General features: G+C 62.8%; 18 protein-coding genes and 1 other RNA gene. 8 read left to right on the top strand and 11 right to left on the bottom strand.

Features of this window, described 5'->3' with window-relative positions:
• Positions 1-68 precede the first annotated feature (68 nt).
• Positions 69-1,781 carry a hypothetical protein gene (locus ABGM93_RS00530; RefSeq protein WP_321502449.1) on the bottom strand — a complete coding sequence of 571 codons (1,713 nt, stop codon included), beginning with the start codon at positions 1,779-1,781 and terminating at the stop codon, positions 69-71.
• A 478-nt stretch (positions 1,782-2,259) separates the two neighbouring features.
• Here ABGM93_RS00530 and ABGM93_RS00525 point away from each other — a divergent pair, with 478 nt between their 5' ends.
• On the top strand, positions 2,260-3,165 hold the full coding sequence (locus tag ABGM93_RS00525; protein ID WP_321502446.1) for a methyltransferase: 906 nt from the start codon (positions 2,260-2,262) through the stop codon (positions 3,163-3,165).
• Positions 3,162-3,911, top strand: a complete 750-nt coding sequence (locus ABGM93_RS00520; protein ID WP_321502440.1) for a 16S rRNA pseudouridine(516) synthase — start codon at positions 3,162-3,164, stop codon at positions 3,909-3,911. The genes ABGM93_RS00525 and ABGM93_RS00520 overlap by 4 nt, the downstream gene beginning before the upstream one ends.
• Positions 3,912-3,960: 49 nt before the next feature.
• Here ABGM93_RS00520 and ABGM93_RS00515 read toward each other — a convergent pair whose 3' ends face one another.
• Together ABGM93_RS00515 and miaA are read right to left on the bottom strand one after the other, a co-directional pair.
• Entirely contained in the window at positions 3,961-4,407 is a 447-nt protein-coding gene (locus ABGM93_RS00515; RefSeq protein ID WP_321502437.1) for a GIY-YIG nuclease family protein, read from the bottom strand.
• Positions 4,404-5,357, bottom strand: coding sequence for a tRNA (adenosine(37)-N6)-dimethylallyltransferase MiaA (gene miaA, locus ABGM93_RS00510; protein WP_321502433.1), 954 nt, complete (start codon positions 5,355-5,357; stop codon positions 4,404-4,406). The genes ABGM93_RS00515 and miaA overlap by 4 nt, the downstream gene beginning before the upstream one ends.
• On the opposite strand from miaA, the gene serB reads away from it, so the two are divergent.
• Entirely contained in the window at positions 5,356-6,255 is a 900-nt protein-coding gene (gene serB / locus ABGM93_RS00505) for a phosphoserine phosphatase SerB (RefSeq protein ID WP_321502429.1), read from the top strand. The genes miaA and serB overlap by 2 nt on opposite strands.
• A 90-nt stretch (positions 6,256-6,345) precedes the next feature.
• Here the strand turns inward: serB and ABGM93_RS00500 are convergent, their stop codons facing one another.
• The 7 genes from ABGM93_RS00500 to ABGM93_RS00470 all read right to left on the bottom strand — a co-directional run bounded on the left by ABGM93_RS00500 (position 6,346) and on the right by ABGM93_RS00470 (position 13,163).
• Complete coding sequence (locus ABGM93_RS00500; protein WP_321502425.1) at positions 6,346-7,872, bottom strand: DegQ family serine endoprotease; 1,527 nt, start codon at positions 7,870-7,872, stop codon at positions 6,346-6,348.
• A 264-nt stretch (positions 7,873-8,136) separates the two neighbouring features.
• Positions 8,137-8,322, bottom strand: a complete 186-nt coding sequence (locus tag ABGM93_RS00495; RefSeq protein WP_321502421.1) for a DUF2065 domain-containing protein — start codon at positions 8,320-8,322, stop codon at positions 8,137-8,139.
• On the bottom strand, positions 8,319-9,239 hold the full coding sequence (locus ABGM93_RS00490; RefSeq protein WP_321502419.1) for a protease modulator HflC: 921 nt from the start codon (positions 9,237-9,239) through the stop codon (positions 8,319-8,321). Before ABGM93_RS00490 ends, ABGM93_RS00495 begins: the two co-directional genes overlap by 4 nt.
• Positions 9,236-10,399, bottom strand: coding sequence for an FtsH protease activity modulator HflK (gene hflK / locus ABGM93_RS00485; RefSeq protein ID WP_321502417.1), 1,164 nt, complete (start codon positions 10,397-10,399; stop codon positions 9,236-9,238). Before hflK ends, ABGM93_RS00490 begins: the two co-directional genes overlap by 4 nt.
• Positions 10,400-10,671: 272 nt before the next feature.
• The gene (locus tag ABGM93_RS00480; protein WP_321502415.1) at positions 10,672-11,193 is read right to left on the bottom strand and encodes a dihydrofolate reductase; all 522 of its coding nucleotides are present in this window, start codon (positions 11,191-11,193) and stop codon (positions 10,672-10,674) included.
• A complete protein-coding gene (locus ABGM93_RS00475) occupies positions 11,190-12,335 on the bottom strand; it encodes an NAD(P)/FAD-dependent oxidoreductase (protein ID WP_321502413.1) in 1,146 nt (381 codons plus the stop codon). The genes ABGM93_RS00480 and ABGM93_RS00475 overlap by 4 nt, the downstream gene beginning before the upstream one ends.
• A gap of 33 nt (positions 12,336-12,368) precedes the next feature.
• Positions 12,369-13,163, bottom strand: coding sequence for a thymidylate synthase (locus tag ABGM93_RS00470; protein ID WP_321502411.1), 795 nt, complete (start codon positions 13,161-13,163; stop codon positions 12,369-12,371).
• A gap of 186 nt (positions 13,164-13,349) precedes the next feature.
• Here ABGM93_RS00470 and ssrA point away from each other — a divergent pair.
• The 5 genes from ssrA to ABGM93_RS00445 all read left to right on the top strand — a co-directional run bounded on the left by ssrA (position 13,350) and on the right by ABGM93_RS00445 (position 16,733).
• Positions 13,350-13,741: a transfer-messenger RNA gene (gene ssrA / locus ABGM93_RS00465) on the top strand.
• A 237-nt stretch (positions 13,742-13,978) separates the two neighbouring features.
• Entirely contained in the window at positions 13,979-14,599 is a 621-nt protein-coding gene (locus ABGM93_RS00460) for a ClpXP protease specificity-enhancing factor SspB (protein WP_321502409.1), read from the top strand.
• A 180-nt stretch (positions 14,600-14,779) separates the two neighbouring features.
• Positions 14,780-16,168, top strand: coding sequence for a class II fumarate hydratase (fumC, locus tag ABGM93_RS00455; protein ID WP_321502407.1), 1,389 nt, complete (start codon positions 14,780-14,782; stop codon positions 16,166-16,168).
• A gap of 146 nt (positions 16,169-16,314) precedes the next feature.
• Positions 16,315-16,518 carry a DUF4169 family protein gene (locus tag ABGM93_RS00450; RefSeq protein WP_319775600.1) on the top strand — a complete coding sequence of 68 codons (204 nt, stop codon included), beginning with the start codon at positions 16,315-16,317 and terminating at the stop codon, positions 16,516-16,518.
• Positions 16,515-16,733 carry a ribbon-helix-helix domain-containing protein gene (locus ABGM93_RS00445; protein WP_321502404.1) on the top strand — a complete coding sequence of 73 codons (219 nt, stop codon included), beginning with the start codon at positions 16,515-16,517 and terminating at the stop codon, positions 16,731-16,733. Before ABGM93_RS00450 ends, ABGM93_RS00445 begins: the two co-directional genes overlap by 4 nt.
• A gap of 85 nt (positions 16,734-16,818) precedes the next feature.
• Here the strand turns inward: ABGM93_RS00445 and ABGM93_RS00440 are convergent, their stop codons facing one another.
• A complete protein-coding gene (locus ABGM93_RS00440) occupies positions 16,819-17,175 on the bottom strand; it encodes a hypothetical protein (RefSeq protein ID WP_321502402.1) in 357 nt (118 codons plus the stop codon).
• Between the last annotated feature and the right edge of the window lie 130 nt (positions 17,176-17,305).

Raw genomic sequence — 17,305 nt, 5'->3', positions numbered from 1 at the left:
AGGCATCCCGCGTTCAACCGAACGCGGGATGCTCTGTGCAGATACTCGATATTTGACCGACTTTTCCCTTAAGGCTGTGCCTGCAAGACGAACGTGCTCAGGACATGTCCGCTCGGCACTGCGACGGTCGTGCAAGCGAGGCCTCCCGCCTCGAAACGCACGAGGCTCGCCTTCGGCTCGGGCAGGGGTGCGCCCCCGCCGCCGACAGGCGCCTGCTTGACCTCCCTGATCGCTGCGCCCTTGGGCGCGCAAGCCGCCAGCCAGCCCGTGTCGTCTGCAAGCGTCTCGGCCATCAGCGCATCTGGAAGCCGATAACTGTCGATCGCCCGCGCTGCCTCCCCCAATCTGACATCGGCAACCAGCCGCACACCTTCGTTCATCAGTTGCGCAAGCGTTGGCGCATCCACCTGGACTTGGGTGATCCGCCGGTTTGCGGCATCGATCGCGATCGGCAGGTCATAGGACGGCCGCCCGCCCGCCCCGACGGGAACGCGCAGAACATAGGCGCCGCGCTCCACGATGAACGGCCCTGCGGGCAGGATCCGGTCCTCGACAACCGGACCGTTCAGCCCCTTGTGCAACACCACCTGCTGAGGAATGTGGGACGCCCCGTTGTGGAGAAATGCGCCCAGGGCGATCTCGCGCTGACCCGTCGGGATCGGCGTTGCCCGGGCCTTCAGCGTGAGTTTCCCCGACGGCGGAATGATGGCGCAGTAGTTCTGGTCGCAGGTATTGTTGTCCGCCGTCGACGAACAGGGCCCACCGCCGCCACCGCTGCCGCTTCCGCCGGTCCCGCCATTGTCAGGGTCCGGCGGGGCTCCACCTTCGCCACCAGGGACGTTCGTCGCCGGAGCCTGTTTCAGATTGCCGGCAACCCCGGGAGGACCACCCTTGACGTTGCAGCTCGCCTGCAAGGGACCAAGCGGCGAGGTGAACCCGTCGCGCTGGTCCTGACCGTCACGGGTGGCGCCGGCAACGCCGGACAGTGAATCAAGCATGACGAAAGATCCCGGTCGGCCGGAAATATCGACCTGTAGCGCCACGGACCCGTCCGGTGAGACCTCCCGAGTGTAGCTGACCTCCGTCTTCGCCCCGTTTTCCGACGCCAACATGACCGGCGCCACGGGTTTCATGCCCGCCGGATCGAAGGGATTGACCGTCAGGCGCGCGACGTCGCCGGGAGCGATGATGAGCCTTGGAATGATGTCGGTGACCATCCGCGGCACCCCGGCCGCCCCCTTTGCCCCGGTATCCGCCGGCAGGGACCAGCGCAGACGATAGGTCGCGTAACTCGGCACGATTTCATCGAGCCGCGTGATCCCCTTCCACGACCGCCGGAAGCGACCGTCGGATATTTCCACATCCACCGGATAGGGTTTTCCATCGCGCATGACCTCAATCTGCAACCGCGCGCTCGGCCAGCGCGCCGAGCATTGCAGCGCGTCGAGGACAAAGACCTTGGGAGCCGTTCCGCTCTCGCGGGGAAGCGCGACACGCAACTGCCCGGCGAGACGCCCGCGATTGAGGCTTCCGGCCAGCAGAACCGTTGCGGCTGCATAGGGACGGCTCGAAGCCTCATCGGTCGCGATGGTCAAGGCAAGAGCCGGCACCCGGATCTGAAGCCTGCCGTGTTGCAATGGCTGGGAGGGAGAAGCTGCGACGGGATCGAGGTAGATCTGATAGACCCTGTCGGCGTCCCCGGCCTCCGTGGCCGTCCAGATCCCGATGTCGACTTGCGCAATGCGCGCCACCATCGCGCCGCCATCGTCTTCGACGAGCACATCGACGACGCCCGCTGCGAACGCCGATGGCGGCGAAGATGACGTGCTGGCCGAGACAGGCCTGATCGGCCCTGTGATGACACAGCGCAGCGTCCCCGCATCCTCTTTCGTGCGAAGCCCATCCCATCGCGCGGCGGCTGGAGACAACCCGCCAACAATTCCCACGGCGACCGACATAAAGAATGCCAATAACGAAAACTGTATCGATATCCTTGATCTAAATGGAAACATCGAACCATTCCCTGTGTAATATATTTAATATTTATAATATACTTATTCATTTTCTATGCAGATATATTCATACAGTTTATTGCTTACCTCCAGAATATTACGATCAATTTGACGTGACACATACGATCAACAATTATGTTTACATGGGAAATAATTGTCTGTTTTACGCGACTGAAGAATTCGCCTAAAGATTTCAGTCGGCTTGGCAAATCACCACGTCCGCAGAGAACGGATCCAACTGATACACATGATTGAGAACGGCCTTTATGGCGCCCCACCGCGCGAACTCGTCGAAATTTCGCCGCACGCGCTGCAGCTGTCCCCGCTCGTGCCCGGCGCACAGCCCCTCGAAACCTTGGCCGATGCCGCGCTCGACGACCTGATCATGCTCGCGCCTCCCGGCACGGACGAACGCGCCTTCGCCCTGGCGCATGGCCTGCGCGCGCTGAAGCCCGGCGCGCCCTTCACCATTCTGGCGCCGAAGGACCGCGGCGGCAGCCGTCTTGCCAAGGAGCTGAAGGGCTTCGGCACAGACTTCAGCAAAACCTCGCGCCACCATCACCGCATCTGCACGGGAACCCGGCCCGAGACGCTTGAGGGGCTGGAGACGGCGATTGCGCGAGGCAGCTTGCGCTTCGATGAAAAGCTTGGCCTGTGGACCCAGCCCGGCATCTTCTCGTGGAACCGGATGGATCCGGGAAGCGCGGCTCTTCTGGAAGTCCTGCCGCCGCTTTCAGGACGTGGCGCGGATTTCGGGTCTGGCCTCGGCATTCTGGCCAAACATGTGCTGACCTCGAAGGACGTCACGCAGCTTGACCTTTATGACATCGACCGGCGCGCGGTGGAGGCCTCACGGCGCAATATCGAGGACCCGCGCGTGGCCGCCCATTGGGCCGATATCCGCATGGGCACGTTGCCTTCCGGGCTCGATTTCGTGGTCATGAACCCGCCTTTCCACGATGCCGGGAACGAAAACCGCACACTCGGTCAGGTCTTCATCCGCCGCGCCAGCGCAGCCCTGCGCAAGGGGGGCGTGTTGTGGCTGACCGCCAATCGTCACCTGCCCTATGAAGCGCCCTTGCGCGATGTCTTTTCCCGCGTGGAGCCGCGCGGCGAGATCGCGGGCTTCAAACTCTTCGAGGCCCGCAAATGAGCAAGGCAAAGGCGATCCGTCTCGACAAGCTTCTCGCCAATCTCGGCTACGGCTCACGCCGCGAGATCCAGATACTGGCGCGTTCCGGCCGGATCGTTTTCGACGGTGCGGAACTGCGCAAGGCCGATGGCCGCATCGCCCTGGACGCTGACCTGCCCGAACGCATGCAGATCGACGGCGAACCGCTCGACCCGCTGCCCGGCGTCGCCCTCATGCTGAACAAGCCGGAAGGCGTGACGTGCTCACACAAGGAAGCCGGCCCACTCATCTATTCCCTGCTGCCGGAACGCTGGCGGCGGCGCGACCCGGCGCTTTCCACCGTCGGACGGCTCGACAAGGAAACCTCCGGCCTCATCCTGCTGACCGATGACGGCACCCTGCTGCACAGGATCATTTCCCCGAAGAACCACGTCGCCAAACGCTATGTGGCAACGCTCGCGCGACCTTTGAAAGGCAACGAGGGCGAGGTCTTCGCGTCAGGCACCTTGATGCTTGAGGGCGAGGACAAGCCGCTTGCCCCCGCCATTCTCGATGTCGTGGACGAGACGACCGCCCGCCTCAGCGTGACCGAAGGGCGCTACCATCAGGTCCGGCGCATGTTCGCCGCCGTCGGCAACCACGTGGAGACGCTTCACCGTGACCGTATCGGCGGCCTGACCTTGCCGGACGATCTTGCGCCGGGCGAATGGCGGATCATGGATCAGGCAACGATCGAAGCCGTCTTCGTGGAGCCACCTGCCGCCTGACCCGCCTCCCGGGAACGGGTGAACCCAGTACTCGTCGCAGTTTGCGACGTCACCCGATCTGCGGCCAGCGCAACAGATGCGCCGGGCAGCTTTCGCAGTCCGTACTTCCAAACCCGGCGACCGGCACCGTGAACCCCACCTCAAGCAGCCGGGCGACCAGATCGCATTCGCTCATGTCGAAGAATGTGGCTGCGCGGACCTCACTGGCCGCGACGGTTAGTCGGTCCACATGCCAGCGGACCTTCTTGTCTTTGCGCATGTGCCTCAAGACCCGCGCGCGTATTCCGCCGGGCCCATGAGCACTGCCGCAGTAGGCATACCAGCCGCGCTCCAGAACCGGATTGCCGAGACGCGGCAAATCGATGGCGAGGCGGCGCCCCAAGCGGATCAGAAGCACATAGGCTCCCGGTGCCTGCGACAGCCTGCGCGGCGCGGTGCGCTGCGTGATCCAGGGGGAACCGAGACATCCTTCCCGCAAGTCCTCCGGCACTTTCACCGGCCTGCGCCTCCGAGAGCCGTCGCGACACGCGCGGCGGTTTCCTCGACCTCCGCGGGCGTCACGCGCGGCCAGTCGCCCATCTGATTGCGAAACCAGGTCTCCTGCCGCTTGGCATAGCGGCGCGTGTCGGTCTTGGCGCGTTCGATGGCCTCACTCAGATCGCGCTCGCCCATTGCGGCTTCGGCAAGCGGCCGCACACCGATAGCCTTCCACGCGGGCATGGCCGGATCGAGCTTCATTTGCGCCAATGCGCGGGCTTCCTCCAGCCCGCCTTCCGCCACCATCGCCTCAAAGCGGGCATTGATGCGCGCATGAAGCCATGCCCTTTCGGGCGCGATGACGAGCCTGAGCGCATCGTCCCCAACCAGCGGCGCGCCCACCTGGGCTTGCCAATCGGCCAGCGACCGCCCGGTCGATTCGACCACCTCCAGCGCACGGAGAATGCGCTGCGCATCCGTGGGCTCCAGCGCCGCGGCCATGACGGGATCGCGCTTTTCAAGCTCTGCATGGAGCGCAGCCGCGCCAACCTCCCCCGCAAGCCCGCGCCAATGAGCCCGCACCGCCTCATCCACTGGCGGCACCGGGGAGAGCCCCTCGCTCAGTGCCTTGAAATAGAGCCCCGTGCCGCCCACCACGATGGCCGGCACATCGCGCGCGCGCAATTCCGCCAGGACAGCCTCCGCTTCGTCGCGCCAGCGCCCGACGGAATAGGGCTCGCGCACGCTGACATGGCCGTAAAGCCGGTGCTCGATCCCGGCTTCTTCCTCCGCAGACGGGCGGGCGGACAGCACGCGCATTTCGCGATAGATCTGCATGCTGTCGGCATTGACGATCACGCCCCGGCACGCGCGGGCAATCGCCAGCGCGAAAGCCGACTTGCCGCTTGCCGTCGGGCCAGCTATCAGAACCGCACGCGCCCGGCCCATTGTCTCAATCGGATCCTTCATGTCACACGTCGCAACGCTCATCTCCAATCCCGCAGAGCCCGCCGTTGATTCCGCCCTTGTCGCGCGCAGCGCCCGGTTGTTGCCCGGTGCAGGTGAGGCGAGCCTCCTGAAGCCCGGCGTGGCGGCAGATATTCCCTTCGATGGAACGGGCATCGCCGACATGACCGCCCTCACCGCCACCTTGCGCGAGGCACTGGCGGGCCAGCCGGTCGATCTCTTTGTGCAGAAGGGCGATGGGAGACGCAAGCGCCTGCTTCTCGCCGACATGGATTCCACCATGATCGGCCAGGAATGCATCGACGAACTGGCGGCCGAACTGGGCCTGAAGGACAAGATCGCGGCGATCACCGAGCGCGCCATGCGTGGCGAGATCGAGTTCGAGCCCGCGCTTCGTGAACGCGTCGGCGCGCTGAAGGGCTTGCCGGTCGCCACCATCGATCGCGTTATCGCGGAGCGTATCACGCTGACGCCGGGTGGTCGTACCCTGATCCAGACCATGAAGGCCAATGGCGCGCGCTGCGCGCTGGTCTCAGGCGGTTTCACGCACTTCACCAACGCCATCGCCGCCGCGATCGGCTTTGACGAAAACCACGCCAACACGCTGGAAACCGACGGCGACATGCTGGCGGGCACCGTGCGCGAACCGATCCTCGGTCAGGATGCAAAGCGCAGCCACCTGCACCGGCTGAGGGAAGAGCTGGGCCTTGGCGCGCATGAGACCATGGCGGTGGGCGACGGCGCCAACGATCTTGCCATGATCCGCGATGCGGGTCTCGGCGTCGCCTACCACGCCAAGCCCGCGGTCGCCGCACAGGCTGCCGCCCGTATCGACCATGGCGACCTGACCGCACTTCTTTACCTGCAAGGCTATTGCGAGGCGGATTTCCGCGCGGACTAAGCTGCGCAAATCTGCCCTTGCCAATCAAAAGGCCGGTCCCGCACTGCGGAACCGGCCTTCTTTTTCACGCTTGTGCGATGTCGGCGAGACCTATTGCGCGTCGCCGATCCGCACCGCCACGAAGCGAAGCTCGCCCCTGGCGTTGGAGAGCAACAGAAGCGCCGTGCGCCGATCTTCCTTTTTCAGACGCTCGATCTGTTTGACGACATCCTGCGGGGTCTCCACCGGCTCCTGCCCGACTTCCACGATGACATCACCGGCTACGATGCGCTTTTCATCCGAAGCACTGCCGCCCTCGACCGCATCGACCAGAACACCCGTGACATCCGGATCGATCTTGTATTTCTCGCGGGTTTCATCATCGAGCACCGCGAATTCCATGCCCAGCGCACTGATCACTTCTGGTTCGACCGCATTCTGATCCGAACCGCCTTCATCGGGCACCGCAGCGTCTTCGCTGTCGCCTTCCTTCAGGTGTCCGACCGTGACCTTCACCGTCATCTCCTTGCCCTTGCGCAGGATGACGACGTCGACTTCCTTGCCGATCTCGGTGTCGGCAACGATGCGCGGAAGCTCGCGCATTTCCGGCACATCCTCACCGTTGAAGGAGAGGATCACGTCACCCGGCTCGATCGCCGCTTCGCCTGCGGGGCCGTTTTCATCCACGCCTGCCACCAGCGCGCCGCGGGCCTTGTCCATGCCGAGGCTTTCCGCGATCTCGTCGGTGACCTGCTGGATACGAACGCCCAGCCAGCCGCGACGCGTTTCGCCGTATTTCTGAAGCTGCGCGATCACACGCGTCGCCGTATCGGACGGAATGGCGAAACCGATGCCGATGGACCCACCCGAGGGCGAGATGATCGCTGTGTTGATGCCGATGACATTGCCATACATGTCGAACAGCGGACCGCCGGAATTGCCCCGGTTGATGGCCGCATCGGTCTGGATGAAGTTGTCATAGGGACCGGAATTGATGTCGCGGTTGCGCGCCGACACGATGCCCACGGTCACCGTTCCACCGAGCCCGAAGGGGTTTCCGATGGCCATCACCCAGTCACCGACGCGCAGCTTCTCGCTGTCGCCGAAGGACACCGACTTCAGCTCGCTTTCCGGCTTCACCTTCAACACCGCCAGGTCGGTCTTCTTGTCCCGCCCGATCAGCGTCGCCGTCAGCTTGGTGCCGTCATTGAAATTGGCGGTGATCTCGTCGGCGCCCTCGATCACGTGGTTGTTCGTGATGATGATGCCTTCCTTGCCGTCGATCACGAAACCGGAGCCCAGCGACTGAACACGCCGCGGCTGATCCTGATCCTTGTTCTGACGGTTGAAGAACTCGTCGAAGAACTCCTGAAAGGGAGACCCTTCGGGAAGCTGCGGCATGGGCACGGAGCGGCGCGCTGCCACCGTCTGCGAGGTGGAGATATTGACCACCGCATCAAGCAGGTTCTCCGCAAGATCCGCCACGGATGCGGGACCTGCGAGCACGGAAACCGGAGGGGCGGTCTTGGTCAAGTCCTGCGCAAGGGCGCCGCCGGCGGCGCTGACGCCCATGGCGAGTGCGAAGCAGGCTGCAGACGCATTGCGAACCATGAATCCGGTGCGGACCTTAAAGGCCATAGGCCATTCTCCTATCCACTGAAGTGTCTTGCTGACAAAGGCATTCTGTTCAATGCCGGAAGGGATGTCGCCTTGAGGGTTTCGCCTCCGGCGCGCAAACCGGCGCAGTCGATCTGAAGAGTAGAAAAGTGTCTGACGCAATGAAACCCGAAATACGCCGGAAAAGTGACTTCCGCTGTCCGCAGGGATCAAGTCCGCGTCAACGCGGGCGCCCCTTACGCAAAAGCACTGCCCCCGCCGCGAGTGCGGGCGGGGACAGGGATTTCAGCCACGCACGAGCCAGACGACAAAGACCCCGAACCCGAGTGCGGCAAGACCTCCGAGCCGCAGCATCTGGTCGGGCGCATCCTGCACCTGGGACATCATGCGCTTGAGGGCGCCGGGCAGGAGGGCATAGAGGGTCCCCTCTATGACGAATACCAGCCCGAGCGCCGTTATGAAGTCATTCATTGACCGGGGGCTGCCGCCGCCGGTGCCGCCGAACCTGCGGGAGTTTCCGCCCTGCCTTCGGGAGCCTGGAAAAAGCGGAAGAAGTCCGACTTCGGCGAAATGATCATCCGCGTGTCACCGGAGCTCATGCCGGTCAGATAGGCCTGCATGGACCGGTAGAAGGCGAAGAACTCCGGATCCTTGCTGTAGGCCTCTGCGAAGATACGGTTACGTTCCGCATCGCCATCACCACGGATCTTTTCCGCATCACGCTTGGCTTCGGCCACCAGAACCGTGGCGTCACGATCGGCGCGCGACTTGATGCGGCGAGCCTGTTCTTCACCCTGGGCACGGATTTCCGTCGCCTCACGCTGACGCTCGGTCTGCATGCGGCGGAACACCGCCTGGCTGTTGGCCTCCGGCAGGTCCGCACGGCGGATCTTCACATCGACCACGTTCACGCCGATCTCGTTGGAACGGCGGTCGATATCCTTGCGGATTGCCTCCATGAGGTCGGCACGGCGGTCGCGCACCACGTCGGTGAAAAGCGCGCGGCCCAGTTCCGAACGCAGCGAGGCGTCGAGGAAGGTGGACAGACGCAGGTCCGCCTCACGCACGTTGTTCACCGTCTGGTAGAACAGCACGGGGTTGGAGATCTTGTAGCGGGCGAAGGCATCCACCACGAGACGCTTCTTGTCCGCCGCGATGACTTCCTTTGAATCCATGTTCAGATCCAGCAGGCGGTGATCGAGGATCACCACGTTCTGGATAAAGGGGATCTTCACATAGAGCCCCGGTTCCTGAGCGGTCCGGCGGATTTCACCGAACTGCAGAACCAGCGCCTGCTGGGTCGGGTTGACCACGAAGAACGACATGTAGCCCAACACGGCGAGACCCACGAGGACGATGGCGAGAAAGCCGAAAAATCCGTTTTTCATCGCGCACCTCCCGCCGCCGGAGCATTGCCGGTGGTCGTTCGTCCCAGTTGTTCAAGCGGCAGATAGGGCACCACGCCGTTCCCGTTATTGTCGTCGACGATGATCTTGTCGGTGTCGCGGAACACCTTCTCGATCGTCTCCAGATAGATACGCTCGCGGGTCACGTCCGGTGCATTGCGGTACTGCTCGTAGACCTTCACGAAACGGTCAGCCTGACCTTCGGCCTCGGCGATCGTCTGATCGCGATACCCGTTGGCGCGTTCCAGAACCTGTGCCGCCTCGCCTCGTGCCTCCGGCACGACCTTGTTGGCATAGGCCTGGGCCTCGTTCTGGATACGCTCCTGATCGGCGCGTGCGGCCTGAACGTCGCGGAAGGCGTCGATGACCTGGGTCGGCGGATCAACCTTCTGCATCTGCACTTCGGTGATGAAGATACCGGCCTGGTAGCTGTCCAGGGTTTCCTGCATCAGCTTGAGCACGGCCTGCTGGATGGGCGCGCGGTTTTCGGTCAGGATCTCGTCGATCTTGCCCGCGCCAACCGCCTCGCGCATGGCGCTTTCGGCCACCGCCTTCACGGTCACTTCCGGGTTTTCCACGTTGAACAGGTAGTTGACCGCATCCTTGATGCGCCACTGAACCTTGAAGTTCACGTCAACGATGTTCTCGTCGCCGGTCAGCATCATGCTTTCCTGCGGTACATCGTTGGAAGAGATGCCGCGCGAAGTGACGAGTTCACGCGTACCGACCGTCGTTTCACGCAGACGGGTCACCGCCGGGGTGTAGACGGTACCGACCGGATAGGGCCAGTTGTAGTTCAGGCCCGGCTGGGTGCGGCCGACGACATTGCCGAAGACCAGTTCCACGCCAAGCTCGTCCTGCTCGACCCGATAGAAACCGGTGAGCAACCAGACCGCAACGGCCACGATGATCGCCAACAGGACGCCCTTGGCGCCGAGATTTCCACCGCCGCCGGGCAACACATTGCGCAGGCGATCCTGGCTGCGGCGCAGAAGCTCTTCAAGATCGGGCGGATTTCCGCCACCGCCGCCGCCGCCACGCTGCGGACCATTGCCCCAGGGGCCCTGACCTCCGCCGCCATTTCCCCAAGGGCCACCGCCGCCGCCCTTCCAGCCGCCTCCGCTCTGGTTACTCCAAGGCATCAAGACATCCTTTGTCACCGGTCCGCCTGACGTCGAACGACGCCTGATAGGAATGTTCGGACCGCGGTCTTCGTGTCATACAAGTCTCGAGACGAGGTTATAGGCGACTTGCCACCGCCTTTCAACGAACGCCCCTCCGGCACCTGCGCCGTCCTCCGCCGCATCTTGTCTGGCAAGGTTTGACACAGGTTTTCGTGCAAGTGGGGTTTTTGCCGAGGAATTCAACAGCCCCGCCTGACGCTTGGGCGCAAAGATCGCACCCATTCGCAACTTCACTGCGGAATCGTGTTTCTCTCATAGGTGATAAAGGTCACCTCGGCGCTATCGCGCTCCGACCGTTCGCCGGGATTACGCGCGCTTTCGCGCCATATGGCCTTATCGATGTCCGGAAACCGCGTATCCCCTTCCGGCTGCGCGTGGACCTCGGTGATATAGAGCCGATCGGCGATCTTCATGGCCTGCGCGTAGAGGTTTCCGCCACCGATCACCATGACCTCACCGCATCCCGCCTCCGCAGCGAGCGCCCTGGCCCGTTCCAAGGCGGCCTCCAGCGAGGGCACCACCTCGATTCCTTCAGCGCAATAGTCAGGATTGCGGCTCACCACGATATTGGGTCTGCCCGGCAGAGGACGGCCAATGGACTGAAAGGTCTTGCGCCCCATCACCACCGGCTTTCCAAGCGTCACGGCCTTGAAGTGCTTCAGGTCCGAGGGCAACCGCCAGGGCATGTCATTGTCCTGACCGATCACCCCGTTTTCCGCAACCGCCGCGATAATGGCGATGGAGACGCTCATTCCCTTATTCCCCTGTTCGGTTCATACCCCAGAAGGCCTGCCACATGATGCCCGATGGCCAGCGAGGCGGTCAGACCGGGCGATTCAATCCCGTAAAGCGCGACAATGCCCTTGATGCCGTGGACCTCAGGCCCGTGAATGGCAAAATCGCGCGCCGGCTCGCCACGCCCCGACAATTTCGGGCGAATGCCCGCATAATCGGGCACCAGCGCCCCGTCGGGCAGATCCGGCCAATAGCGCCGGACGCTTTCGTAGAAACTTGCCGCCCGCCCTGGATCAACATCGTAGGTCTCTGCCGAGCCCGCGCCATCCTCAAGCCATTCGACATCGGGACCGAACTTGACCCGTCCGCCGAGATCAAGCGTCGCATGGGTACCGAGCCCGCCGACCACAGGCACCGGATAGATGAGATGCGAGAAAGGCGATTTGCCCGTGAGCGCGAAGTAGTTGCCTTTCACGCGGGTAAGCGGCGGGATCGTTTCCACCGGAAACCCTTCGATCGCAGCCGCCGCGTCCTGCGCGCCAAGCCCGGCGGAGATCACCACCTCCTGCGCCAGAAGCCGCATCGGGGCCTCCCCGCCCACGCAAAGCTCGATGTCCTCGCCCGTGATACGCCCGCCTTCCAGCGGTGCGTTATAGGCGACCATCGCGCCCGCCTCTTCCGCATCGCCCTGATAGGCCAGCATCAGCCCATGCGCATCGACGATGCCTGTGGACGGCGACAGGATCGCACCTTCGCAGGCCACCTCCGGCTCAAGCGCACGGGCTTCCTCCGCCGACAGCAGCCGCAGATCGTTCACGCCATTGGCACGTGCACCTTCGATGATGCCCGCAAGCCGGGTAACCTGCTCGCGATCGGCAGCGACCACCAGCTTACCGATCCGCTCATGGGCGACGCCGTGGCTTTCCAGATAGGGATAAAGCGCCTGACGGCCCGCAACGCAAAGCCGGGTCTTCAGCCAGTCGGACCGATAGTAGAGCCCGGCGTGAATGACTTCCGAATTGCGCGCGGATACCTCAGATCCGATGAGGCCGTGACGCTCCAGTACGATGACTTCGCGCCCGGCCCTGGCCAGAGCACGGGCGATCGATAGACCGACGACGCCCGCCCCCACCACAACCGTTTGAACCCGCTCAGCCACTAATCCCTCCCCCGGCGTTTTCTTCCCCCGCGCTTAAACCGCGACAGGGGCCTTGATATGGGGATGCGGGTCGTAATCGGTGAGCGTGAAATCCTCGAAGCGGAAGGCGAAGAGGTCCTTCACATCCGGGTTCAGCAACATCTTCGGCAGCGGCCTCGGCTCGCGCGAAAGCTGAAGCGCGGTCTGTTCCATGTGATTGGAATAGAGATGCGCATCGCCCAGCGTGTGGACGAAATCGCCATATTCCAGCCCCGTCGCCTGCGCCACCATCATGGTGAGAAGCGCGTAGGACGCGATGTTGAAGGGTACGCCGAGGAACACGTCGGCGGAGCGCTGATAGAGCTGGCAGGAAAGCTTGCCGTCCGCCACATAGAACTGGAACAGGCAATGGCACGGCGCCAGCGCCATGTCGGGAAGATCCGCCGGGTTCCACGCGGAAACGACGAGGCGGCGGCTGTCGGGCGTGCGGCGAATATCGTCGAGGATCTGTGTGATCTGGTCGATGGATTTGCCGTCGGGTGCTGGCCACGAGCGCCACTGCGCGCCGTAGACAGGGCCCAGATCGCCGTTCTCGTCCGCCCATTCATCCCAGATGGAGACGCCGTTTTCCTTCAGATAGGCGATATTCGTATCGCCCTTCAGGAACCACAGAAGCTCGTGGATGATGGAGCGCAGATGCAGCTTCTTGGTGGTGACCAGCGGAAAACCTTTCGCCAGATCGAAGCGCATCTGGTGGCCGAACACGGAGCGTGTGCCCGTGCCCGTCCGGTCGGTCTTCACCGCACCCTCATCAAGGATGCGCTGCATGAGGTCGAGATACTGCTGCATGGAGCGTTTCTTTCGATTCGTTGGAGGCAAAGGGTCGGAGCCTCGGCACGTCATGGCAAGGAAAACCCGTCGGCTCCCCGCTTTCCCTGTTCCAGCTTCTTGAACACCACCCCCACCACGCCTTCAAGAACCGTGCGAGGGGTTCAATGGGTCTTTCCCCGTCAAACACACCCTCCCCGCGCGCTAGCTCTTTTCATTAGCCGTGCCAATCCCTATATTCGCCGTGCCGGGGCAACCCGGCTATGGCGATAAATGGTCAGTGAAATAAGCCTATCGGACCCGGGGGCGGTACCCGGCGCCTCCACCCGAGCCCATCGATGTCTCGACGCGCAAATCCGCGCTTGATCGAGTGAGCGGTGGGTTCCGGCGGGGGCGAAATAGGATCGACGAGGGTGTAAAGACTGTTCTTTCGCTCGGCATGGTTCCGCCGTTATCGGGCCTTATCAATAGTTGCAAACGACAACTATGCTATGGACAACGCTGTCGCCGCGTAATGCGGTGCCGGTAGTCCTTTAAAGCCCTGTCGGGTAGCACTGGCAGGCGGGGTTCGGAGGCACCTGGCAACAGAAGCCTCCACTTTCTGTTCATTGAACACCTCCACTTCCTGTTCACTGAACAGGCGAGAAGGTAGGAAAAGCCTGTCATTTGCGGCTTTGGTTGCTTTCCTTTTTCCGCGTGACATGTCTATGGTCGCGCAACAACAGTCATCTGAACCGAATCCGCATCCTGACGGATGCCCGATTGGAACGGTACGCAGGCACTCTACGTTGCCTTCAACGTCAACCGGCCCGCGTGGCCCTCAATGTCGAACAGCCATGCCCGAAGACCTGATCCGATACGACATCATCATCCAGGACGCGCTTCGCAGCGCCGTGAAGAAGATCCTGACCGAAGTGGCCCGCACAGGCCTTCCCGGTGAGCATCACTTCTACATCGCCTTCGACACCACGGCCCCCGGCGTTCGCATTTCCAATCGCCTGCGTGAACGTTACCCGCAGGAAATGACGGTCGTTCTCCAGCATCAGTTCTGGGACCTCGCGATCACTGAACACACCTTCGAGGTCGGGCTTTCCTTTGGCGGCGTGCCGGAGCGGCTTCTGGTTCCCTTCTCCGCGATCAAGGGCTTCTTCGATCCCTCCGTCCAGTTCGCGCTCGAATTCGAGCCCGGCAAGACGGCGGAGGAACTGCCTGCCGACGTGGTTGCCGCTGGCGATGCCATGCGCACACTGAGCGACGTGGAAAAGATGACGCTCGCAAATTCGGAAGACGATGCAGGCGAAGACGTCACGCAGATCTCCGCCGCCCGCGCCGTATCGAGCGATGAGGCCACGGGCGAAGCCGACAAGGAAACCGGCGACGAAGAGGGCGAGGCCGAGGCGAAGCCCGACGCCAGCGCCGACGTCGTCTCGCTGGACGCGTTCCGCAAGAAGAACTGATCCCTCAAGGGTTCACTCCATCAGTGCCAGTCGGCGCAGGCTGTGCTCCAGGCACGCCTGCGTGATCCGCGCATGTCTTGGCCCCCAAGACTTGACGCCGCAGCAATGAGCCCCAGATCCAAGGTTCCCATCCGACGCCCGCGCGCAGGCGCGTCGTCACCCCCTATCGGAGCCTTTCCCGTGGCCACACGCATCGAGACCGACACTTTCGGCGAGATCCCCGTTCCCGCAGATCATTACTGGGGCGCCCAGACCCAGCGATCCATCGAGAACTTCCCCATCGGCGACGAACGCATGCCGGAACCGCTTGTGCGTGCGCTCGGCATCGTCAAGCAGGCAGCGGCCCGCGTGAACGCCGATCTCGGCCTCATGGACGTCCCGCTCGCCGACGCCATCATCCAGGCGGCGGGTGAAGTCGCCGACGGCAAGTTGACGGACGAATTTCCCCTCGTGATCTGGCAGACAGGTTCGGGAACGCAGTCCAACATGAACGCCAACGAGGTGATCGCCAACCGCGCCATCGAGATGCTCGGCGGACAGATGGGCTCCAAGTCCCCCGTTCACCCGAACGATCATGTGAACATGGGGCAATCCTCCAACGACACCTTCCCGACCGCGATGCATATCGCGGCAGCCCGGGAGATCGCGCAGCGGCTGATGCCTGCGCTCAAGGTTCTGCATGCAAGCCTTGACGCCAAGGCAAAAGCGTTTGCCGACATCATCAAGATCGGTCGTACGCATACGCAGGATGCAACCCCGCTGACGCTCGGACAGGAGTTTTCCGGTTATGCGGCGCAAGTCGCCTCGGCGATGGCGCGCATCGAGCAATCGGCCGACGGCTTGCTGGATCTGGCTCAGGGCGGCACGGCGGTGGGTACCGGGCTCAATGCGGCCAAGGGGTTTGCGGAAGGCTTTGCAGCCGAAGTCGCGCGCCTTACCGGCCTCCCCTTCCGGAGCGCGCCCAACAAGTTCGAGGCGCTCGCCGCCCATGACGCCATGGTTCATGCCCACGCGAGCGTGGAAACGGCGGCGGTGGCGCTCTTCAAGATCGCCAATGACATCCGCTTTCTGGGATCCGGACCGCGTTCCGGGCTTGGCGAACTGATCCTGCCTGAAAACGAGCCCGGATCCTCGATCATGCCCGGCAAGGTCAACCCCACGCAGGCCGAGGCGCTCACGATGGTGTGCACACGGGTTGTCGGCAATCAGGCCACGATGGCCTTTGCCGGATCGCAGGGGCATTTCGAACTGAACGTCTACAAGCCGGTGATGGCGGCAACCCTGCTGCAATCGGTCCGCCTTCTGGCAGACGCGGCCGTGTCGTTTTCCCAAAGATGCGTGGACGGCATCAAGGCCAATGAAGCGCGCATCACCGCGCAGATGGAGCAGTCCCTCATGCTGGTGACGGCTCTGGCGCCAACCATCGGCTATGACAACGCAGCCAAGGTCGCCAAGACGGCCCATGCCAACGGCACGACACTGCGCGAGGAAGCGGTGGCATTGGGCTTCGTGTCGGGCGAGGACTTCGACAGGATCGTGCGCCCGCAGGACATGCTCGGACCAAAATGAGGCCCTTGCCACACAAAAGCGCGTTTGTGACCGCAACTATGTAAACGAGACCGCTTAGCGGTATCGGGCCACATCGGCAGCGGTGTCGGGAAACCGCGCCGATGGCATCTGAAAATGGATCGGGGGATTCGCGTCGGAGACATGACATGACAGCCGACATCATCAATCTGCGACAGGCCCGCAAGGCCCGACGGCGTGTCGCAAAGGAAACAGAGGCGGCCGAGAACAGGATTCGCTTTGGCCAATCCAAATCTCGCAAGGACAAGGCGAAAGCCGATGCCGACATGGCCGCCCGCACGCTTGAGGGACATCGGCTGGATAAATCCGGCCGCGATGACGACGGCGCATGAGATTACATAAACGCTCACTGACCCTGCATGGCCACCGCACGAGCCTCGCGCTTGAGCCGGAATTCTGGTCGGCTCTTGAAGAAATCGCGCGTTCCCGCTCGCAATCGCTGGCGGCGACCATTGCGCAGATAGACGACAACCGCGCAAACGACGCCGCACTTGCCTCGGCCGTGCGCCTTGCGGTGCTCGCGCACTATCGTGGCACCCGCCACTGAAAGATCTGCCATCACTCACGATAAAAAAGGGCGGCACCTTGCGGTGCCGCCCTTCTTTTTTTGCAGTCCATCTCGCGGATGCGACCTACCAGTTGCAGGTGTCCTTGCGATTGGCGTCCTTCTTCAGGCCGGTCTTGGTGAACCATTCCTTCGTGAAGACGTCGGCCGGCAGGAGCTTCTCTCCGTCCTCGGCAACGATGAAGGTGAACTTGCCGTTCGAATTCAGCACGACGACCTGCTTGCCGTCGCGCATTTCCGTGGAATAGGTCCGCTGCGCCATGCCGGCATAGGCCTTGCCGCCGTCGCAGAAGATCGCCTCATCCATGAGGCTTTCCTTGTCGGTGTTCACATAGGTGCCCTGCAGCCAGTCGGCGGCAGAAGCCGAACCGGCAACCATGAGGGAAGCCGCGGCAAAGGCCATGAGGCCGAACGTCTTTTTCATAAGTTCCTCGTCACTACGAATTTTCGACAAGGCGCCTTATTGACGGGGATTGTGGAGATTTGAACGCAGCCAGCCCAAGTTATGGGTTTTACACAGCTTTTCACAGGAAGTAGGTTAAAACCCGAAGCGG

It is taken from the genome of Breoghania sp., assembly GCF_963674635.1.
Taxonomy (GTDB): Bacteria; Pseudomonadota; Alphaproteobacteria; order Rhizobiales; family Stappiaceae; genus Breoghania.
Note: the sequence above shows the minus strand (reverse complement) of the source record. Positions and strands in the feature narration are given on the sequence as shown.

Excerpts from the sequence above, each read along its gene's own strand:
- ABGM93_RS00525 (WP_321502446.1), top strand. The coding sequence starts at position 2,260 with ATGATTGAGAACGGCCTTTATGGCGCCCCACCGCGCGAACTCGTCGAA.
- ABGM93_RS00450 (WP_319775600.1), top strand. The coding sequence starts at position 16,315 with ATGACAGCCGACATCATCAATCTGCGACAGGCCCGCAAGGCCCGACGG.
- ABGM93_RS00500 (WP_321502425.1), bottom strand. The coding sequence starts at position 7,872 with ATGGCCTTTAAGGTCCGCACCGGATTCATGGTTCGCAATGCGTCTGCA.
- hflK (WP_321502417.1), bottom strand. The coding sequence starts at position 10,399 with ATGCCTTGGAGTAACCAGAGCGGAGGCGGCTGGAAGGGCGGCGGCGGT.
- ABGM93_RS00490 (WP_321502419.1), bottom strand. The coding sequence starts at position 9,239 with ATGAAAAACGGATTTTTCGGCTTTCTCGCCATCGTCCTCGTGGGTCTC.
- ABGM93_RS00480 (WP_321502415.1), bottom strand. The coding sequence starts at position 11,193 with ATGAGCGTCTCCATCGCCATTATCGCGGCGGTTGCGGAAAACGGGGTG.
- ABGM93_RS00460 (WP_321502409.1), top strand. The coding sequence starts at position 13,979 with ATGCCCGAAGACCTGATCCGATACGACATCATCATCCAGGACGCGCTT.
- ABGM93_RS00470 (WP_321502411.1), bottom strand. The coding sequence starts at position 13,163 with ATGCAGCAGTATCTCGACCTCATGCAGCGCATCCTTGATGAGGGTGCG.
- ABGM93_RS00495 (WP_321502421.1), bottom strand. The coding sequence starts at position 8,322 with ATGAATGACTTCATAACGGCGCTCGGGCTGGTATTCGTCATAGAGGGG.
- ABGM93_RS00520 (WP_321502440.1), top strand. The coding sequence starts at position 3,162 with ATGAGCAAGGCAAAGGCGATCCGTCTCGACAAGCTTCTCGCCAATCTC.
- ABGM93_RS00440 (WP_321502402.1), bottom strand. The coding sequence starts at position 17,175 with ATGAAAAAGACGTTCGGCCTCATGGCCTTTGCCGCGGCTTCCCTCATG.
- miaA (WP_321502433.1), bottom strand. The coding sequence starts at position 5,357 with ATGAAGGATCCGATTGAGACAATGGGCCGGGCGCGTGCGGTTCTGATA.
- ABGM93_RS00445 (WP_321502404.1), top strand. The coding sequence starts at position 16,515 with ATGAGATTACATAAACGCTCACTGACCCTGCATGGCCACCGCACGAGC.
- serB (WP_321502429.1), top strand. The coding sequence starts at position 5,356 with ATGTCACACGTCGCAACGCTCATCTCCAATCCCGCAGAGCCCGCCGTT.